Origin of the sequence: Pseudomonas sp. FP603, from assembly GCF_030687415.1 — a bacterium.
Classification (GTDB): Bacteria; Pseudomonadota; Gammaproteobacteria; order Pseudomonadales; family Pseudomonadaceae; genus Aquipseudomonas; species Aquipseudomonas wuhanensis.
Genome location: NZ_CP117431.1, coordinates 1,583,744 through 1,601,483, shown reverse-complemented (window position 1 = coordinate 1,601,483; position 17,740 = coordinate 1,583,744). Strand labels below are relative to the sequence as shown.

The following is a 17,740-nucleotide window of genomic DNA, read 5'->3' as shown; positions in this document are numbered from 1 at the left end:
TTGCCCGCGATTGCGGTTTAACATTCAACATCTATGTTGTCTGACACACCTCTATCGCGGGCAAGCCCGCTCCCACATGGGTTGTGTGGTGACGTGAAGTCCTGCGCAGGATTTCACCATTGACCCGCCCCAAGGCATACTTGCCACCCTCCGCACTCCAGAACCCAACCGCCCCATGCGTATCCACGTCAGCTTCATCGACCGCGTCGGTATCACCCAGGAAGTCCTGGCCCTGCTCGGTGGGCGCAATCTCAATCTGGATGCCGTGGAAATGGTGCCGCCCAACGTCTATATCGACGCCCCGACCTTGAGCCCGGCAGTGCTTGAAGAGTTGCGCGACGCGCTGTTCAGTGTGCGCGGGGTGCAAGCGGTGACGGTGGTCGACATTCTTCCCGGCCAGCGCCGTCACTTGCAGCTCGATGCGTTGCTCGCCGCCATGACCGACCCGGTGTTGGCCCTCGACAGCGCTGGCAAGGTGCTGCTGGCCAACCCGGCGCTGATTGCCCTGTACGGCCGCGAACCGGCGGGTGAAAGCATCAGCGAGCTGTTTGCCGACCCGGCGCTGCTCGACGCGTTGCTGGAAAACGGCTTCCGCCTGCCGCTGCGCGAGATCACCGTCAACGGTCAGACCCTGCTGCTGGACGCCACGCCGATCACCGACGCCGGCGCCCTGCTGACCCTGTATCAACCGAACCGCATCGGTGAACGTCTTTCGGCGCTGCACCACGATCACGCCGAAGGTTTCGATGCCCTGCTCGGCGAATCCCCGGCCATTCGTACGCTCAAGGCTCGCGCTCAACGAGTCGCAGCCCTCGATGCACCGTTGCTGATCCAGGGCGAAACCGGCACCGGCAAAGAACTGGTGGCCCGCGCCTGCCACGCCATCAGCGCCCGCCACAGTTCGCCGTTCCTGGCCTTGAACTGCGCGGCACTACCGGAAAACCTCGCCGAAAGCGAACTGTTCGGCTACGCCCCCGGCGCCTTCACTGGCGCGCAACGGGGCGGCAAACCCGGGCTGATGGAACTGGCCAACCAGGGTACGGTGTTTCTCGATGAGATCGGCGAGATGTCGCCGTACTTGCAGGCGAAATTGCTGCGTTTTCTCAACGACGGCAGCTTCCGTCGGGTTGGTGGCGATCGCGAAGTGAAGGTCAATGTGCGAATCCTCAGCGCGACCCACCGCGATCTGGAAAAAATGGTCAGCGAAGGCGCCTTCCGCGAAGACCTGTTCTATCGCCTCAACGTGCTGAATGTCGAAGTCCCGCCCCTGCGCGAGCGCGGCCAGGACATTCTGCTGCTGGCGCGCTACTTCATGCAGCAGGCCTGCGCGCAGATCCAGCGCCCGGTCTGTCGCCTGGCCCCCGGCACTTACCCGGCGCTGCTGGGCAATCGCTGGCCGGGCAATGTGCGGCAATTGCAGAACGTAATCTTCCGCGCCGCAGCGATTTGCGAAAGCAGTCTGGTGGACATCGGCGACCTCGACATCGCCGGCACCTCCGTGGCGCGCCAGAGCGACAGTGACGTCGACAGCCTCGAACAGGCCATGGAAGAGTTCGAGAAAACCCTGCTGGAAAAACTCTACGTCAGCTACCCCTCGACCCGCCAACTGGCCAGCCGCCTGCAAACCTCCCACACCGCGATTGCTCATCGGTTGCGTAAGTACGGCATACCCAATAAGCCGTAAGGCTTGTGGCTGAAACACAATCCCCTCAACACCACAAAACCCTGTGGGGCTTGCCCGCGATGGCGATATGAAACTCAATATAAATGTTGAATGCGACGGCCTCATCGCGGGCAAGCCCGCTCCCACAGATTCTGCGCGGTTTTTCAAAATCGTTTTCAAAAGCGACCTCCAACTGTACTGAAAGCGCTACAGTGGAATGATATCGATACACCCTCTCCTAATCAGCGCTGCGCAAGGCTTTGATCCACCTAGGCTTTTTTCTTCGGCTTGAGCTGTAGCGATTTCGCTACAGCCGCAGAAATGCAACGACTCGCACAAATATCTAAATCATTGTTTTTAAACAATAAAATAACATTGGCCGCATTTTTGCTTAGTAACCTCCTATAAAGCAGGGCTTTTTACCCTGCATTCCATCGCGTCCACCAGACGAGTCTGGCCCCCTTAGGAGTTTCCATGAGCGAGTTGCGTTTTACTGAAGATCACGAATGGCTGCGCACCGATGCTGACGGCACCGTCACGGTCGGCATCACCGCTTTCGCACAGAACGCCCTGGGCGACGTGGTTTTCGTACAACTGCCTGAGCTGCAGTCCTACGACAAAGGCGCTGAAGCCGCTACCGTGGAATCGGTAAAAGCCGCCAGCGGCGTGTACATGCCACTCGACGGCGAAGTGCTGGAAGTGAACCCGGCGCTGGACAGCAGCCCTGAACTGGTCAACGAAGATCCGCTGGGCGAAGGCTGGTTCTTCCGCTTCAAGCCAACCGACGCCTCGGCTGTCGGCCAACTGCTGGATCAAGACGCTTACGACCGTCTGATCAAAGCCAACGCCGAAGCCTGAGGAGCGCTGACATGACTCAAGTTAACCTAAGCACCGCCAACGAATTCATCGCACGCCACATCGGCCCGCGCTCCGGCGACGAGCAAGCCATGCTCAATAGCTTGGGCTTTGATTCGCTGGAAGCCCTGAGCGCCAGCGTCATCCCGGACAGCATCAAGGGCACCAGCGTCCTCGGCCTGGAAGACGGCCTGAGTGAAGCGGATGCCCTGGCGCTGATCAAATCCATCGCCGGCAAAAACCAGCTGTTCAAGACCTACATCGGTCAGGGCTACTACGGCACTCACACGCCGTCGCCGATCCTGCGCAACCTGCTGGAAAACCCGGCCTGGTACACCGCTTACACCCCGTACCAGCCAGAAATTTCCCAGGGCCGTCTCGAAGCGCTGCTGAACTTCCAGACCCTGATCAGCGACCTGACCGGCCTGCCGATCGCCAACGCCTCGCTGCTCGACGAAGCCACCGCCGCTGCCGAAGCCATGACCTTCTGCAAACGCCTGAGCAAGAACAAAGGCAGCCACGCATTCTTCGCCTCGGTGCATTGCCACCCACAGACCCTCGATGTGCTGCGCACCCGTGCCGAGCCGTTGGGTATCGACGTGGTGGTCGGCAACGAGCGCGAACTGACCGACATGACGCCGTTCTTCGGCGCCTTGCTGCAATACCCGGCCAGCAACGGTGATGTGTTCGACTACCGCGAACTGACCGAGCGCTTCCACGCTACTAATGCGCTGGTCGCAGTCGCGGCTGACCTGCTGGCCCTGACCGTGCTGACCCCGCCGGGCGAGTTCGGTGCCGACGTGGCCATCGGCAGCGCGCAACGCTTTGGCGTGCCGTTGGGCTTCGGTGGTCCGCACGCGGCCTACTTCTCCACCCGCGATGCGTTCAAGCGCGACATGCCGGGCCGTCTGGTCGGCGTTTCCGTGGACCGTTTCGGCAAGCCGGCCCTGCGCCTGGCCATGCAGACCCGCGAGCAACATATCCGCCGCGAGAAAGCCACCAGCAACATCTGCACCGCCCAAGTGCTGCTAGCCAACATCGCCAGCATGTACGCCGTGTACCACGGCCCGAAAGGCCTGACGCAGATCGCCCAGCGCATTCATCACCTGACCGCGATCCTCGCCAAAGGCTTGAGCGCATTGGGCCTGACCGTCGAGCAAACCAACTTCTTCGACACGCTGACGATCAAGACCGGCGCGCAAACGGCGGCTTTGCACGACAAGGCGCGTGCTCAGAAGATCAACCTGCGTGTTGTGGATGGCGAGCGTCTGGGTCTGTCCCTGGACGAAACCACCAGCCAGGCCGACGTTGAAACCCTGTGGAGCGTGCTGGCCGACGGCAAGGCACTGCCAGATTTCACCGCCCTCGCCGCTTCGGTCGAAAGCACTCTCCCGGCCACGCTGGTTCGTCAATCGCCGATCCTCAGCCACCCAGTATTCAACCGTTATCACTCGGAAACCGAGCTGATGCGCTACCTGCGCAAGCTCGCCGACAAGGACCTGGCACTGGATCGCACCATGATCCCGCTGGGTTCCTGCACCATGAAACTCAACGCCGCCAGCGAAATGATCCCGGTGACCTGGGCTGAGTTCGGTGCCCTGCACCCGTTCGCCCCGGCCGAGCAAAGCGCCGGTTATCAGCAACTGACCGATGAACTGGAAGCGATGCTCTGCGCCGCCACCGGTTACGACTCGATCTCCTTGCAACCGAACGCCGGTTCCCAAGGTGAATACGCCGGTCTGCTGGCGATTCGCGCCTATCACCAGAGCCGTGGCGAAGACCGTCGCGACATCTGCTTGATCCCATCGTCCGCCCACGGCACTAACCCGGCCACCGCTAACATGGCCGGCATGCGCGTGGTCGTGACCGCGTGCGATGCCCGCGGCAACGTCGACATCGAAGACCTGCGTGCCAAGGCCATCGAGCACCGCGAACACCTCGCGGCGCTGATGATCACCTACCCGTCAACCCACGGCGTGTTCGAAGAAGGCATCCGCGAAATCTGCGGCATCATTCACGACAACGGCGGCCAGGTTTACATCGACGGCGCCAACATGAACGCCATGGTCGGCCTCTGCGCACCGGGCAAGTTCGGCGGCGATGTGTCGCACCTGAACCTGCACAAAACCTTCTGCATTCCACACGGCGGTGGCGGCCCCGGCGTCGGCCCGATTGGCGTCAAGTCGCACCTGACGCCGTTCCTGCCGGGCCACGCCCAGATGGAACGCAAAGAAGGCGCGGTCTGCGCGGCACCGTTCGGCAGCGCGAGCATTCTGCCGATCACTTGGATGTACATTCGAATGATGGGTGGCGCAGGTCTCAAGCGCGCTTCGCAACTGGCGATCCTGAATGCCAACTACATTTCCCGTCGCCTCGAAGAGCATTACCCAGTGTTGTACACCGGCAGCAACGGTCTGGTGGCACACGAATGCATCCTCGACCTGCGTCCGTTGAAAGACAGCAGCGGCATCAGTGTCGATGACGTCGCCAAGCGCCTGATCGACTTCGGCTTCCACGCCCCAACCATGTCGTTCCCGGTGGCCGGCACGTTGATGATCGAACCGACCGAAAGCGAATCCAAGGAAGAACTGGACCGCTTCTGTGACGCCATGATCCGCATCCGCGAAGAAATCCGCGCAGTGGAAAACGGCACGCTGGACAAGGAGGACAACCCGCTGAAAAACGCGCCACACACCGCCGCGGAAATCGTCGGCGAGTGGACTCACCCGTACAGCCGCGAGCAAGCGGTGTACCCGGTTGCGTCGCTGATCGAAGGCAAGTACTGGCCACCGGTCGGTCGCGTCGACAACGTCTTCGGCGATCGCAACCTGGTCTGCGCCTGCCCGTCGATCGAAAGCTACGCTTAAACAAATGAGGGCGGGTTTACTCGCCCCATTTTCAAGAACACCACATCCCCCTGTGGGAGCTGGCTTGCCTGCTCCCACAGGATCGTATTTAGTCAAAAAATTTTCGCCAATTCCCATAACAAGAAACCGGAGAACAACCATGTCGTTAAGCGTGTTCGACCTGTTCAAGATTGGCATCGGCCCCTCCAGCTCCCACACCGTCGGCCCGATGCGTGCCGCTGCGCGCTTCGCCGAAGGTCTGCGCCGTGAAGGGCTGCTGGCGGCAACCACCTGCGTCAAAGTCGAGCTCTACGGCTCGCTCGGCGCCACCGGTAAAGGCCACGGCAGCGACAAGGCTGTGTTGCTGGGCCTGGAAGGCGAACACCCGGATACCGTGGACACCGAAACCGTCGCCGCTCGCCTGCAAGAGATTCGTGGCAACGGTCGCTTGAACCTGCTCGGCGAACACAGCATTGCGTTCAACGAGAAAGAACACCTGGCGATGATTCGCAAACCGTTGGCCTATCACCCCAACGGCATGATCTTTCGTGCATTCGACGCGGCGGGCTTGCAAGTCCGCAGCCGCGAGTACTACTCGGTCGGTGGCGGGTTCGTCGTCGATGAAGACGCCGCGGGTGCCGACCGCATCGTTGAAGACGCCACGCCGCTGACCTTCCCGTTCAAAAGCGCCAAGGACCTGCTCGGTCATTGCAGCACCTACGGCCTGTCGATCAGTCAGGTGATGCTGACCAACGAAAGTGCCTGGCGCCCGGAAGCAGAAACCCGTGCCGGTTTGCTGAAGATCTGGCAAGTGATGCAAGACTGCGTCGCCGCCGGTTGCCGCAACGAAGGCATCCTTCCCGGTGGACTGAAGGTCAAACGTCGGGCTGCGGCGTTGCATCGGCAACTGTGCAACAACCCGGAATCATCGCTGCGCGATCCGCTGTCGGTGCTGGACTGGGTCAACCTGTACGCCCTGGCGGTCAACGAAGAAAACGCCAACGGCGGACGCGTGGTCACCGCGCCCACCAACGGTGCAGCCGGAATCATTCCGGCGGTGCTGCATTACTACATGCGCTTCATCCCCGGCGCCAACGAAGATGGTGTCGTGCGCTTCCTACTGACGGCCGCCGCGATCGGCATTCTGTACAAGGAAAACGCCTCGATCTCCGGCGCCGAAGTCGGCTGTCAGGGCGAGGTCGGCGTCGCCTGCTCCATGGCCGCCGGCGCCTTGTGTGAAGTGCTGGGCGGCACGGTGCAGCAGGTAGAAAACGCCGCCGAAATCGGCATGGAACACAACCTCGGCCTGACCTGCGACCCGATTGGTGGGCTGGTGCAAGTGCCTTGTATCGAGCGCAACGCCATGGGCTCGGTCAAGGCCATCAATGCGGTGCGCATGGCCCTGCGCGGCGACGGTCAGCACTTCGTCTCCCTCGACAAAGTCATCCGCACCATGCGCCAGACCGGCGCCGACATGAAAAGCAAATACAAGGAAACCGCCCGTGGCGGTTTGGCGGTCAACATTATCGAGTGCTGATGCGCGCATCTGCACTATTTTCAGGAGCTGGATATGTCCACCGAACAACTGTTGAAAACCCCGTTGCACGCACTGCACCTCGAACTCGGCGCCCGCATGGTGCCGTTCGCCGGCTATGACATGCCGGTGCAATACCCGCTGGGCGTGATGAAAGAACACCAGCACACCCGAGATCAGGCCGGGCTGTTCGATGTCTCGCACATGGGCCAGATCCGCCTGACTGGCGCCAACGCGGCCAAAGCCCTGGAAACCCTGGTGCCGGTGGATATCATCGACCTGCCAGTGGGCATGCAGCGCTACGCGATGTTCACCAACGAGACCGGCGGCATCCTCGACGACCTGATGGTCGCCAACCTCGGTAACGACGAACTGTTCCTGGTGGTCAACGCCGCCTGCAAGGATCAGGACCTGGCGCACTTGCGCAAGCACATCGGCGACCAGTGCACGATCGAGCCACTGTTCGAAGAGCGCGCGTTGCTGGCCCTGCAAGGCCCGGCCGCTGTCACCGTGCTCGCACGCCTGGCGCCAGAAGTTGCGAAGATGACCTTCATGCAGTTCGCCCGCGTGAAGCTGTTGGGCGTGGATTGCTTTGTCAGCCGTTCGGGCTACACCGGCGAAGACGGTTTCGAAATCTCCGTGCCGGCGGCCAATGCCGAAGCCCTGGCTCGTGCCCTGCTGGCCGAACCGGAAGTGGCGGCCATCGGCCTCGGCGCTCGCGACTCCCTGCGCCTGGAAGCCGGCCTGTGCCTCTACGGCCACGACATGAACACCGAAACCACCCCAATCGAAGCGAGCCTGCTGTGGGCCATCTCCAAGCCTCGACGTGCCGATGGCGCGCGGGCCGGTGGCTTCCCTGGCGCTGAAACCGTGTTCGCCCAGCAGCAAGCCGGTGTCAGCCGCAAACGCGTTGGCCTGCTGCCGCAGGAACGTACGCCGGTGCGCGAAGGTGCGGAAATCGTCAACGAAGCCGGCGACATCATCGGCAGCGTGTGCAGCGGTGGCTTCGGTCCGACGCTGGGCGGTCCTTTGGCGATGGGTTACCTCGACAGCGCTTATACCGTTTTGGAAACGCCGGTTTGGGCCATCGTGCGTGGGAAAAAGGTGTCTTTGCTTGTAAGCAAAATGCCATTTGTTCCACAACGCTACTATCGCGGCTGATTGAATGTTTCTATAAGTAACGCGGTTGCGTTAACAGTGCACTAATCTGTAACGCAACCGCCATAAAATAGTGCATACGTTTCGTTTATGAACGTTACTTATAACAATCGAAAACCAATGAACAACTCGATCGAATAAGCCTGCACTAGTGTGCCTGTTAACTGCCATCAAGCTGAGGAAATCCGGGCCTTCGCAGGGCTTGTTTTTTCTCCCGTAGTTGGCGTAGAGTTTGTTCACTGTGTTTGCATGGGTCGCTTGGAAATCGTGACCTGGGCAGTAGCCTACAAGTTAGCTACATCCCGTTCGACGTCTTCTTACTCTCCTGCAACCAGCCCCAGTACTCTTTCACGAGAAAGAGACTGTCATTCATTTTTGCGTCAAAGGAAATAAGAAATGTCCCAACGTCAGAGCGGTACCGTCAAGTGGTTTAACGACGAGAAAGGTTTTGGTTTTATCACTCCAGAAAGCGGTCCGGATCTGTTCGTGCATTTCCGCGCTATTCAGGGCAACGGCTTCAAGAGCCTGAAAGAAGGCCAGAAAGTGACTTTCGTTGCTGTACAAGGCCAGAAAGGCATGCAGGCTGACGAAGTACAAGCAGAAGCCTGATCTTCTGTAACGAAAAAGCCCCTGATACTGATATCAGGGGCTTTTTTGTGCGCGTAAATCCGTAAAATGACTTCTTTTCCGTTCAGAGGCTGCCATGTCGAAACACCTGCTCTACCCACAGGGCGACTTCCCCGCCGTCGGCCTGGGTCGTCGCCTGGCAGCGATGTTCTACGACTTCCTGTTATGCACCGCCCTGCTGATCGTCACCAGCGGCATTTACAAAATGATCCAGATGGCGATCATCGGCGAAGGCCAAATGCGTGCCTTGACCGACGCTGGCGCGCTGGACGGTGATCCGCTGCTATCGACGGTGCTGTTGTTCGTGCTGTTCGGCTTCTTCGCCAAGTTCTGGATCTGGTCGGGGCAGACGCTGGGCATGCAGGTCTGGGGCATCCGCGTGCAAAACGCCGATGGCTCATCCATTAGCCTGTGGCAGGCGCTGCTGCGCTTTGTGGTGTCGATCGCGTCCTGGCTATGCCTCGGGCTGGGGTTCTTCTGGTCACTGTTCGACAAGCAGAAACGCAGCTGGCATGACATCTACTCCAATACCCAATTGGTGCGGATCCCGAAGAAGACCCAGTAAATGTGGCGAGGGAGCTTGCTCCCGCTGGGGTGCGAAGCGCCCCCAAATGCGGCTGCTGCGCAACCGAACGGGAGCAAGCTCCCTCGCCACAACAGTTCTCGCCACAGTAAGTATCAGGCGTTGCCGGCCAGTTTCATCCGCGCCGCCTGGGTGAAATCAAGCATCCGCTTCAACGGCCGCACCGCCTGCGGAATCAACGCCGGATCAACAAAGATCTCGTTCGTGCCCTCGCGCAAGCTCTTCAGCGTGCGCTCAAGGGTGTTCATCGCCATCCACGGGCAATGCGCACAACTGCGGCAGGCAGCGCCGTTACCGGCCGTTGGCGCCTCGATAAAGACCTTGTCCGGGCACAGCTGCTGCATCTTGTAGAAGATGCCGCGATCGGTCGCGACGATCAGGGTCTTGTTTGGCAGACTTTGCGCAGCAGCGATCAACTGACTGGTGGAACCCACCGCATCGGCCAAATCGATGACTGCGGTCGGCGACTCCGGGTGCACCAGAATGGCCGCATCCGGGTACAGCGCCTTCATGTCTTCGAGCTGCTTGGCCTTGAACTCTTCGTGAACGATGCAGGCACCGTCCCATAGCAGCATGTCGGCACCGGTCTTGCGCTGGATATAAGTGCCCAGGTGCTTGTCCGGCGCCCAGATGATGGTTTCGCCGTTATCCATCAGGCTTTCGACGATTTCCAGCGCACAGCTGGAAGTCACCACCCAGTCCGCACGGGCTTTGACTGCCGCCGAAGTGTTGGCATACACCACCACCGTACGTTCCGGATGCTGATCGCAGAACGCCGAGAACTCGTCCACCGGGCAACCCAGGTCCAGCGAGCAGGTCGCTTCCAGGGTTGGCATCAGCACGCGTTTTTCAGGGTTGAGGATTTTGGCGGTCTCGCCCATGAACTTCACACCGGCGACCACCACCGTCTTGGCCGGGTGGGCATTGCCGAAGCGGGCCATCTCCAGAGAGTCGGAGACGCAGCCACCGGTTTCTTCGGCCAGGGCCTGAATGACCGGATCGCAATAGAAGTGGGCAACCAGCACCGCGTCCTGAGCCTTGAGCTCGGCAGCGATGGCAGTACGGTAATAAGCCTCTTCCTCGGCCGTCAGCGGTTTGGGCTGCTTGGCATCGAGGTGAGCTTGAACCAGAAGGCGTTCGGAAATCTGCGTCATGTTCGCAAGACCTGCAAGCGCTTTCGCGCGAAAGTCGAGTATACACCCGGCTCCGGACCCTTCGGGGTACCGCCGGGAGAGTGAGTATTCATCAGGCGTGGACAGCGTTGAAGCTGCGCAAGGCTACAGAATATCCCGTGGATGCAAAAGATGATTCTGACCTGCGTCACCCGGACTGAGTCGAGCTCAAATCGCGGGCAAAAAAAAACCCGGAAATCCTCACTTACGTGGGCCTTCCAGATTTTTTAAAATGGTGGGTCGTGTGGGATTCGAACCTACGACCAATTGGTTAAAAGCCAACTGCTCTACCAACTGAGCTAACGACCCGCTGTGTGGTGGCGCGTATAATACTGATTTTTAAGGACTATTCAACACCTAATTTGAAATAAATCAAAAATAAGGTGTTGGGTCAGTCACACCGGCCGCCGCGAAGCCTTCTGCACGCAGGCGGCAGCTATCGCATTTACCGCAGGCGCGGCCATTATCGTCCGCCTGATAGCAGGAAACGGTCAGCCCGTAATCGACGCCAAGCTTCACGCCAGCCTGAACGATCTGCGCCTTGCTCAGGTTCTGCAGTGGCGCCTGGATACGGAAGCCCTGCCCTTCTACCCCGGCCTTGGTCGCCAGGTTGGCCATGCGCTCGAAGGCTTCGATGAACTCGGGACGACAATCCGGATAACCGGAATAATCCACCGCGTTGACACCGATAAAGATGTCACGCGCGCCCAGTACTTCAGCCCAGCCCAGCGCCAGGGATAGAAACACCGTGTTGCGCGCCGGCACGTAAGTCACCGGGATGCCTTCACCCGGCGTTTCCGGCACATCGATGCTACTGTCGGTCAGGGCCGAGCCGCCTATACCGTTCAGGTTCAGGCCGATCACCTTGTGCTCGACCACACCCAAGTCTTGGGCGACACGTGCGGCGGCGTGCAATTCGGCATGCGACCGCTGACCGTAATCGAAGCTCATGGTGTAGCAGCTGTAGCCTTCGGCACGGGCCATGGCCACCACTGTCGCGGAGTCGAGGCCGCCAGACAGCAGGATGACCGCACGTTTTTCAGCAGTGTTCGTTTGTTCAGTCATTTCAGCGCCCCGGCTCGTCATTCCAAAGATATTTATGCAGCTGCAATTGCAGACGCACAGGCAGATTGTCCGCCACCACCCAGTCCGCCAGATCACGCGCGTTCAGGTCATGGTGGCTCGGCGAGAACAGGACTTCGCCGGCACGCTGATCCAGACCGTACTGAATCAGTTTGGACACGGCCCAGTCGTAGTCTTCCCGCGAGCAGATGACAAATTTTACCTGATCGTTAGGCGTGAGCAGCTCGATGTTCTCGTAGCGGTTGCGGTGTGCTTCTTTCGAACCCGGGGTTTTCAGGTCGACGACGCGACTGACCCGTGGATCGACCGCCGAGATATCCAGTGCGCCACTGGTTTCCAGCGACACTTCGTAGCCGGCGTCACACAACTGCTTGAGCAAGGGAATGGCATTCGGTTGCGCCAGGGGCTCGCCACCCGTGACACAAACATAACGCGGGCGAAAACCGGCCACTTGCTCGAGGATGTCATCGAGCGTGCGAATGGTGCCGCCAGTGAACGCGTAGGCGCTGTCGCAGTATTGGCAACGCAATGGGCAACCGGTCAGGCGCACAAAAACAGTGGGCAGCCCGGCAGTCCGCGTTTCACCCTGCAACGAGTAGAAAACTTCGGTGATTCTCAATGTGTCTTGCATAGTCGCCACGGGCGTAACAGCTAAACAGGCTGTCCGCCTCCGTCAGGCACTTCAAGGAACCTCGCCAACGCGCAGATCCCAAAAAAGCGTGTTTCATAAAAAGGGCATGAATTCTAACGAAAAAACCCGCGACAAGCGCGGGTTTCTTCAAAACGGGTCAAGCTGCCCTTACATTTTTTGCAAGTCACGCTGCGCCAGCTGAGCGGCGGAAGTGCCCGGATATTGGGACACGACCTGCTGCAGAATGCCTTTGACCCTGTCGGTATGACCAAGGCGACGCTCTACATCAGCGAGCTTGTACAGCGAATCAGGCACTTTGGGGTGCTTGGGGTACAGCTGCGAAACCTTGGCAAAAGCCTGACCTGCACCTTGCAGATCACCTTTGGCCAGGTTCACTTCACCCCAACCAGTACTGGGCGTTGCCCGCGTATTGGCTGTTCGGGTATTTGCGCAGGAATGCGGCGAAAGCCTGGCTGGCCTTGTCGAAATCCTTGGCCTTGATCAGGTCGAAGGCTGCATCGTAATACAGTTTTTCCTTCGCCGGATCAGCCGGTTCGCCACCTGCGGCAGGCGCTTGTGTGGAAGTGGCAGCAGCTGCCGCTCCCGCACCTGCGCCGGCTGCTGCACCGGGGGCATTCAAATTGCCACCGGTGGAAGAATTATCAGGAGTCGCGGCTGGTGCAACGCCGGTTCCTATGCGCCGATCAAGATCCTGATATCGCTCCAGGCTCTCTTGCTTCATGCGCGCTACATCATTTTGCAGTTCTTCGATCACACCCTGTTGGCGCGAGATCTGATCCTGCATCTGTTGCAGTTGGTTGAACAGCTGGCCCTGTGCCGAGACAGGGGCCGAAACCCCTCCCCCGGCATAGGCGCCGTTCGTACCGTAACCCGCAGGCGGATAACTACTCCCGCTATTGTTATAGCCGGAGTTGTCCTCGACCACAGGAACCGCAGCCCACACCGCAAGCGGTGCGAGGCTGAGAGCCAAAACAGTTACAGCACGACGGCACGTTCGCATGACGAATTACTTACGCAGTTCGACGCGACGGTTTTGAGCCCAGGACTGCTCGTCGTTGCCGGTAGCAACTGGACGCTCTTCGCCGTAGGAAACCAGTTCCAGCTGAGCTGGGGAAACACCTTGCAGTACCAGGTAGCGCTGAACGGCTTTCGCACGACGCTCGCCCAGTGCCATGTTGTACTCACGAGTACCACGTTCGTCGGTGTTGCCTTCCAGAACAACGCGAGCGCCGTTTGCTTTCAGGTCTTTGGCGTGAACGTCCAGAGCGCGCATGGCTTCTGGCTTCAGGTCCGAGCTGTCGTATTCGAAGTAGAAGGTGGTGATTGCGCGCAGAGCAGCTTCTTCGCTCAGGGAGCCGTCAACTGCACCAGTGTTAGCGCCGTAACCAGCGTTTGGATCTACAGCGCCTTCACCGGCGTTGTCGCCGCCTTTGGACGAGCAACCTACAGCTACAGCCATGGCCAGAGCCAGCGCAGCAAATTTACCAAACTTCAGCATTTCCATCGTGAAACTCCTAATGAACCCCAGTGTGTTAAGTACAACGTGTAGCGCCGCGTCAGTTCAGGTAAGGGGACCAGGACGGTTCTCTGACTTCGCCTTGTGCGGTAGGAAGCGGGAGCCTCACGCGTCCATTAATGGACACGAGCATCAAGACTCCCCGGCCCTGCTGGCGGGTGGCGTAGATTACCATGGTGCCGTTGGGCGCAACAGTAGGCGACTCGTCCAGAGTGCTATCAGTGAGGATCTTTACACTACCTCGCTGCAAATCCTGGGCCGCCACCTTGAAATTAGTGAAGCCTTCCTGACGATGGATCATCACCAGGGTCTTTTCATCGGCCGACAGTTTAGGGTTGGCGTTGTAGTTACCGATGAAGGTCACACGCTCCGCACCACCACCGCTTGCACTGGTTTTGTAGATCTGTGGCTTGCCGCCACGGTCGGAGGTGAAGTAGATGGTCGAACCATCCTTACCCCAGAACGGTTCGGTGTTGATGCCCTGACCGTTGGTGACGCGACTGATCTGACGCGAACCCAGGTTCATCACATAAATGTCCGGGTTGCCGTCTTTCGACAGTACGAACGCCAGGCGCTGACCATCCGGCGACCATGCCGGCGCACCATTCAGGCCTTCGAAGTTGGTGATCTGCTCACGGCGACCGGTGTCGATGTTCTGCATGAAAATGCGCGGACGCTTCTGCTCGAACGACACGTAGGCAATACGTTTGCCATCCGGTGCAAAACGCGGCGACAGGATTGGCTCGCGCGATTGCAGCAGTGTCACGGCACGGGCACCGTCATAGTCCGAACGTTGCAGCGTGTAGCGAGTGTTCTTCTCGGAGAACCGCTCGGCCGTCACGTACAGCAGGCGAGTCGAGAACGCACCTTTGATACCGGTGAGTTTCTCGAACGACTGGTCGGAGATGTAGTGCGCCATGTCGCGCAGTTGATCGACGCCGCCCGACACGCTGCCGGTCAGCACTTGCTGCTCGGTGGCAACGTTGAACAGTGCGTATTGAACCTGCAGGCGACCGCCCGCTGGAACGATGCTGCCGACCATAATGTACTGGGCGCCAACAGCCTTCCAGTCACGGAAAATGATTTCGCTCGCCTGGCTTGGCTGGCTGATCATGTTCTGCTTTGGAATCGGTGCGTAGTAACCCGAGTTACGCAGGTCGTTACCGATGATTTCGGCCATGTCATCCGGCAGCACGCTGCCGCCCTGGAAACCGAATGGCACTACGGCAATTGGAGTTGCCTGGGAGCTACCACTGCTGACCAGGATATTTTTTTCATCTGCCGTGGCCAGTCCTGCAAAGCAGAACATGACTACAAGCAGTCCTCGAAGAAGGTTTCTCACAAGGCTAGATCCTCAGGTGTGAATGTCATCTTGAATGAACGATAGGGTGCGAAATCAGCTGGCTTCAGACCCTGCATTTCGGTCAATCGACCAATATTTTTTACCGCCGCTACCGCTGAACTGTCGAACGGCACATCCCCACTGGAACGGGCAACCGATACACCGGAGATCGTTCCGTCAGGCAGCATGTTGATTTGCAGGATCACTTTCATGCCCTTGCGGGCCGACGGTGGCTGCGCCCAACCTTCAGAAGCACGCGAACGAATCAGGTCATCGAAGTTGCCGGCGACTTCGTCACCCTGCTCATCGGCCAAGGCCTGCTGACGCTGCGGCGTGTCGGAAAGCAAATCTGCCAGGGCCTGGGCCTTTTTGTCTTCGACGGATTTACGTGCCGCTTCCTGCGATTTTTTCTTCGCGGCATCGGCAGCAGCTTTCTTCTTCGCGTCTTCGGCGACTTTCTTCTTCGCCTCTTCAGCTTCAGATTTCTTCTTGGCGTCTTCGGCGGCTTTCTTCTTCGCGTCTTCGACGATCTTTTTCTTCGCTTCTTCAGCGGCCGCTTTCTTGGCCTCTTCTTCAGCAGCTTTCTTGGCTTCTTCTTCAGATTTCTTCTTGGCTATATCAGCCAATTGTTTCTCTTCGGCCTTTTTGGCTTCGGCGGTCTTCTTCGCTTCATCGGCTTTCTTGGCTTCATCAGCCTTTTTTGCCTCTTCCGCTTTCTTCGTCTCGTCGGCCTTCTTGGATTCTTCGGCTTTTTGAGCCGCATCTTCCTTCTTTTGTTCCGCGGCCTTGATCGCTTCCTGTTCGATCTTTTTCTGTTCCATCTGTTCGACTTCGGTCTGGCGCGCAGCAGATTTCTGCGCTTCACCCGCAATCTTCTGATTGGTCTGGGTGGTCGCCCGACTTTTCGATTTCAGCTGGTACAGGGTCGCCTGGACGATCGGCTTGGCCGGCGGCAGCTCCGGTGTGAAGGCGAAACTGACGAACAGCATGCCAAAAACCAGCACGTGCAAGACAATCGCCCAGACACTAGGCCAGAAGTAGCTTTCCGAGGCGGACGGCTCTCGCATTTGCTGCATCAGGGTGCCTCGGTAATCAAGCCAACATTACCGACCCCGGCCTTCTGCAACCCGCCCATCGCGCCCATGACGGAGCCGTAATCGACAGTCTTGTCGCCGCGAATGAATACCTGGGTACGCTTGCCGCCTTCAGTACCGGCGCGAATGATCTTGGTCACCGCGTCGGTCATTTGCGGCAAGGTCATGGCCTTGTCCTGCTGCTTTTCGGTGTCGACTTCGCTGCCAAGGTTCCAGTAGTAGGTCTTGTCAGACTTGATCGAAATGGTCAGGACCTGAGTGTTGTTGTCCTGCGGCAAGGCTTCGCTGGAAACCTTGGGCAGATCAACTTTCACGCCCTGATTGAGCATCGGCGCGGTCACCATGAAGATGACCAGCAGTACCAGCATCACGTCGATGTAAGGCACCACGTTCATCTCGGCAACCGGCTTGCGCTTTTTGCGAGCTCGAGCGATTAAAGCCATTGGAAATTACCTGCTTATTCTTCGCTGGTGTGCACTTTGCGGTGCAGGATCGCCTGGAATTCGTCGGCGAAGGTGTAGTAGCGGCCCAGCAGGGTTTCGCTGCGGGCAGCAAAACGGTTGTAGGCGATAACGGCCGGGATGGCGGCGAACAGACCGATCGCGGTAGCAATCAGTGCTTCGGCAATACCAGGGGCCACAGTGGCCAGGGTCGCTTGCTGGGCAGTTGCCAGACCACGGAAGGAGTTCATGATGCCCCAGACCGTACCGAACAGACCGATGTATGGGCTGACGGAACCGACGGTGGCGAGGAACGGCAGGCTCTGCTCGAGTTTTTCCTCTTCGCGGGAAATGGCCACGCGCATGGCACGCGCCACGCCTTCCATGACCGCTTCCGGGTCAACGCCTGACTGCTGACGCAGACGGGAGAATTCCTTGAAACCGGCACGGAAGATCTGCTCGACGCCCGAATCCGGATCAGGGTTGCTGCCGGCCTGACGGTAGAGCTTGGACAGGTCGATACCGGACCAGAAGCGCTCTTCAAAGCTCTCCAGGGCACGTCGACCGGCGCGCAGCAAGTTGCTGCGCTGAAAGATCATGATCCATGAGGTCACCGATGCGGCTACCAGGATCAGCATTACCAGTTGCACCACGATACTGGCATTGCTGACCAGGCTCCACATGGAGGAATGGTCGACGACGTTAGCTTCCACGCTTTATCTCCTGCTTTGAGTGTGTACCCGCGCCGCTCACGTCGGCAAAGGCCGCACGTAGAGCTTCGGGAATGGCCCGGGGTTTCAAACTGTTGGTGCGCACACAGGCCACCAGAAACTGCCCTTCGCAGAGCAGCACATTATCCGTAGCTCGCCTGACCTGCTGTTTGAAGCGCAGGCTGACCCGGTTCAATTCAATTACTTCAGCGCTTACCAGCAGTTCGTCGTCCAGTCGCGCCGGCGCGTGGTAACGCGCTTCGCTGGAATGCACGACGAACAACAGGTCCTCCCCTGCCAGCGCCGACTGGGCAAAGCCCAGCTCCCGGAGCCGCTCGGTTCGAGCCCGTTCCATAAACTTGAGGTAATTGACGTAATACACGATGCCGCCCGCATCGGTGTCCTCGTAATAAACGCGACAACGATGTGCGAACGGCTCAAGCCCGTTTTGCGCGCGCATACTCT

Annotated in this window: 16 protein-coding genes, 1 tRNA gene and 1 pseudogene; 7 read left to right on the top strand and 11 right to left on the bottom strand. The window is 59.1% G+C overall.

The features are described from left to right. Positions 1–175: 175 nt before the first annotated feature. The 7 genes from PSH65_RS07325 (at position 176) to PSH65_RS07295 (ending at position 9,248) form a co-directional block, all read left to right on the top strand. On the top strand, positions 176–1,684 hold the full coding sequence (locus PSH65_RS07325; protein ID WP_305425572.1) for a sigma-54-dependent transcriptional regulator: 1,509 nt from the start codon (positions 176–178) through the stop codon (positions 1,682–1,684). 453 nt (positions 1,685–2,137) lie between these two features. Beyond that, positions 2,138–2,521, top strand: a complete 384-nt coding sequence (gene gcvH / locus PSH65_RS07320) for a glycine cleavage system protein GcvH (protein ID WP_305425571.1) — start codon at positions 2,138–2,140, stop codon at positions 2,519–2,521. Positions 2,522–2,532: 11 nt separating this feature from the next. Continuing rightward, positions 2,533–5,385 carry an aminomethyl-transferring glycine dehydrogenase gene (gcvP, locus tag PSH65_RS07315; protein ID WP_305425569.1) on the top strand — a complete coding sequence of 951 codons (2,853 nt, stop codon included), beginning with the start codon at positions 2,533–2,535 and terminating at the stop codon, positions 5,383–5,385. Between the two features lie 139 nt (positions 5,386–5,524). Further along, entirely contained in the window at positions 5,525–6,901 is a 1,377-nt protein-coding gene (locus tag PSH65_RS07310; protein ID WP_305425567.1) for an L-serine ammonia-lyase, read from the top strand. Between the two features lie 33 nt (positions 6,902–6,934). Continuing rightward, positions 6,935–8,059, top strand: a complete 1,125-nt coding sequence (gene gcvT / locus PSH65_RS07305; protein ID WP_305425566.1) for a glycine cleavage system aminomethyltransferase GcvT — start codon at positions 6,935–6,937, stop codon at positions 8,057–8,059. A 393-nt stretch (positions 8,060–8,452) separates the two neighbouring features. Further along, positions 8,453–8,665, top strand: coding sequence for a cold-shock protein (locus tag PSH65_RS07300; protein WP_003175786.1), 213 nt, complete (start codon positions 8,453–8,455; stop codon positions 8,663–8,665). A 94-nt stretch (positions 8,666–8,759) separates the two neighbouring features. Beyond that, positions 8,760–9,248 (top strand): RDD family protein, encoded by a 489-nt coding sequence (locus PSH65_RS07295; RefSeq protein ID WP_305425565.1) that lies wholly within the window; start codon positions 8,760–8,762, stop codon positions 9,246–9,248. A gap of 113 nt (positions 9,249–9,361) precedes the next feature. On the opposite strand, the gene nadA is transcribed toward PSH65_RS07295, so the two are convergent. The 11 genes and pseudogenes from nadA to ybgC form a co-directional block, all read right to left on the bottom strand. Then, complete coding sequence (gene nadA / locus PSH65_RS07290) at positions 9,362–10,420, bottom strand: quinolinate synthase NadA (protein WP_048395651.1); 1,059 nt, start codon at positions 10,418–10,420, stop codon at positions 9,362–9,364. Positions 10,421–10,671: 251 nt separating this feature from the next. After that, positions 10,672–10,747, bottom strand: a tRNA-Lys gene (locus PSH65_RS07285). A 63-nt stretch (positions 10,748–10,810) separates the two neighbouring features. Next, on the bottom strand, positions 10,811–11,503 hold the full coding sequence (queC, locus tag PSH65_RS07280; RefSeq protein WP_305425563.1) for a 7-cyano-7-deazaguanine synthase QueC: 693 nt from the start codon (positions 11,501–11,503) through the stop codon (positions 10,811–10,813). Between the two features lies 1 nt (position 11,504). Then, positions 11,505–12,152 (bottom strand): 7-carboxy-7-deazaguanine synthase QueE, encoded by a 648-nt coding sequence (gene queE, locus PSH65_RS07275; RefSeq protein WP_008072914.1) that lies wholly within the window; start codon positions 12,150–12,152, stop codon positions 11,505–11,507. A 168-nt stretch (positions 12,153–12,320) separates the two neighbouring features. Beyond that, a pseudogene (gene ybgF / locus PSH65_RS07270) lies at positions 12,321–13,173 on the bottom strand (tol-pal system protein YbgF). 6 nt (positions 13,174–13,179) lie between these two features. Beyond that, entirely contained in the window at positions 13,180–13,677 is a 498-nt protein-coding gene (gene pal / locus PSH65_RS07265) for a peptidoglycan-associated lipoprotein Pal (protein ID WP_003178634.1), read from the bottom strand. 52 nt (positions 13,678–13,729) lie between these two features. Then, positions 13,730–14,998, bottom strand: a complete 1,269-nt coding sequence (gene tolB / locus PSH65_RS07260; RefSeq protein ID WP_305425562.1) for a Tol-Pal system beta propeller repeat protein TolB — start codon at positions 14,996–14,998, stop codon at positions 13,730–13,732. 29 nt (positions 14,999–15,027) lie between these two features. Then, positions 15,028–16,107, bottom strand: coding sequence for a cell envelope integrity protein TolA (gene tolA / locus PSH65_RS07255; protein WP_305425560.1), 1,080 nt, complete (start codon positions 16,105–16,107; stop codon positions 15,028–15,030). Further along, positions 16,107–16,559, bottom strand: coding sequence for a protein TolR (gene tolR, locus PSH65_RS07250; RefSeq protein ID WP_162556275.1), 453 nt, complete (start codon positions 16,557–16,559; stop codon positions 16,107–16,109). The genes tolA and tolR overlap by 1 nt, the downstream gene beginning before the upstream one ends. A 23-nt stretch (positions 16,560–16,582) precedes the next feature. After that, on the bottom strand, positions 16,583–17,278 hold the full coding sequence (tolQ, locus tag PSH65_RS07245; RefSeq protein ID WP_007897030.1) for a protein TolQ: 696 nt from the start codon (positions 17,276–17,278) through the stop codon (positions 16,583–16,585). After that, a complete protein-coding gene (gene ybgC, locus PSH65_RS07240; protein ID WP_007933231.1) occupies positions 17,268–17,735 on the bottom strand; it encodes a tol-pal system-associated acyl-CoA thioesterase in 468 nt (155 codons plus the stop codon). Before ybgC ends, tolQ begins: the two co-directional genes overlap by 11 nt. Positions 17,736–17,740 lie beyond the last annotated feature (5 nt).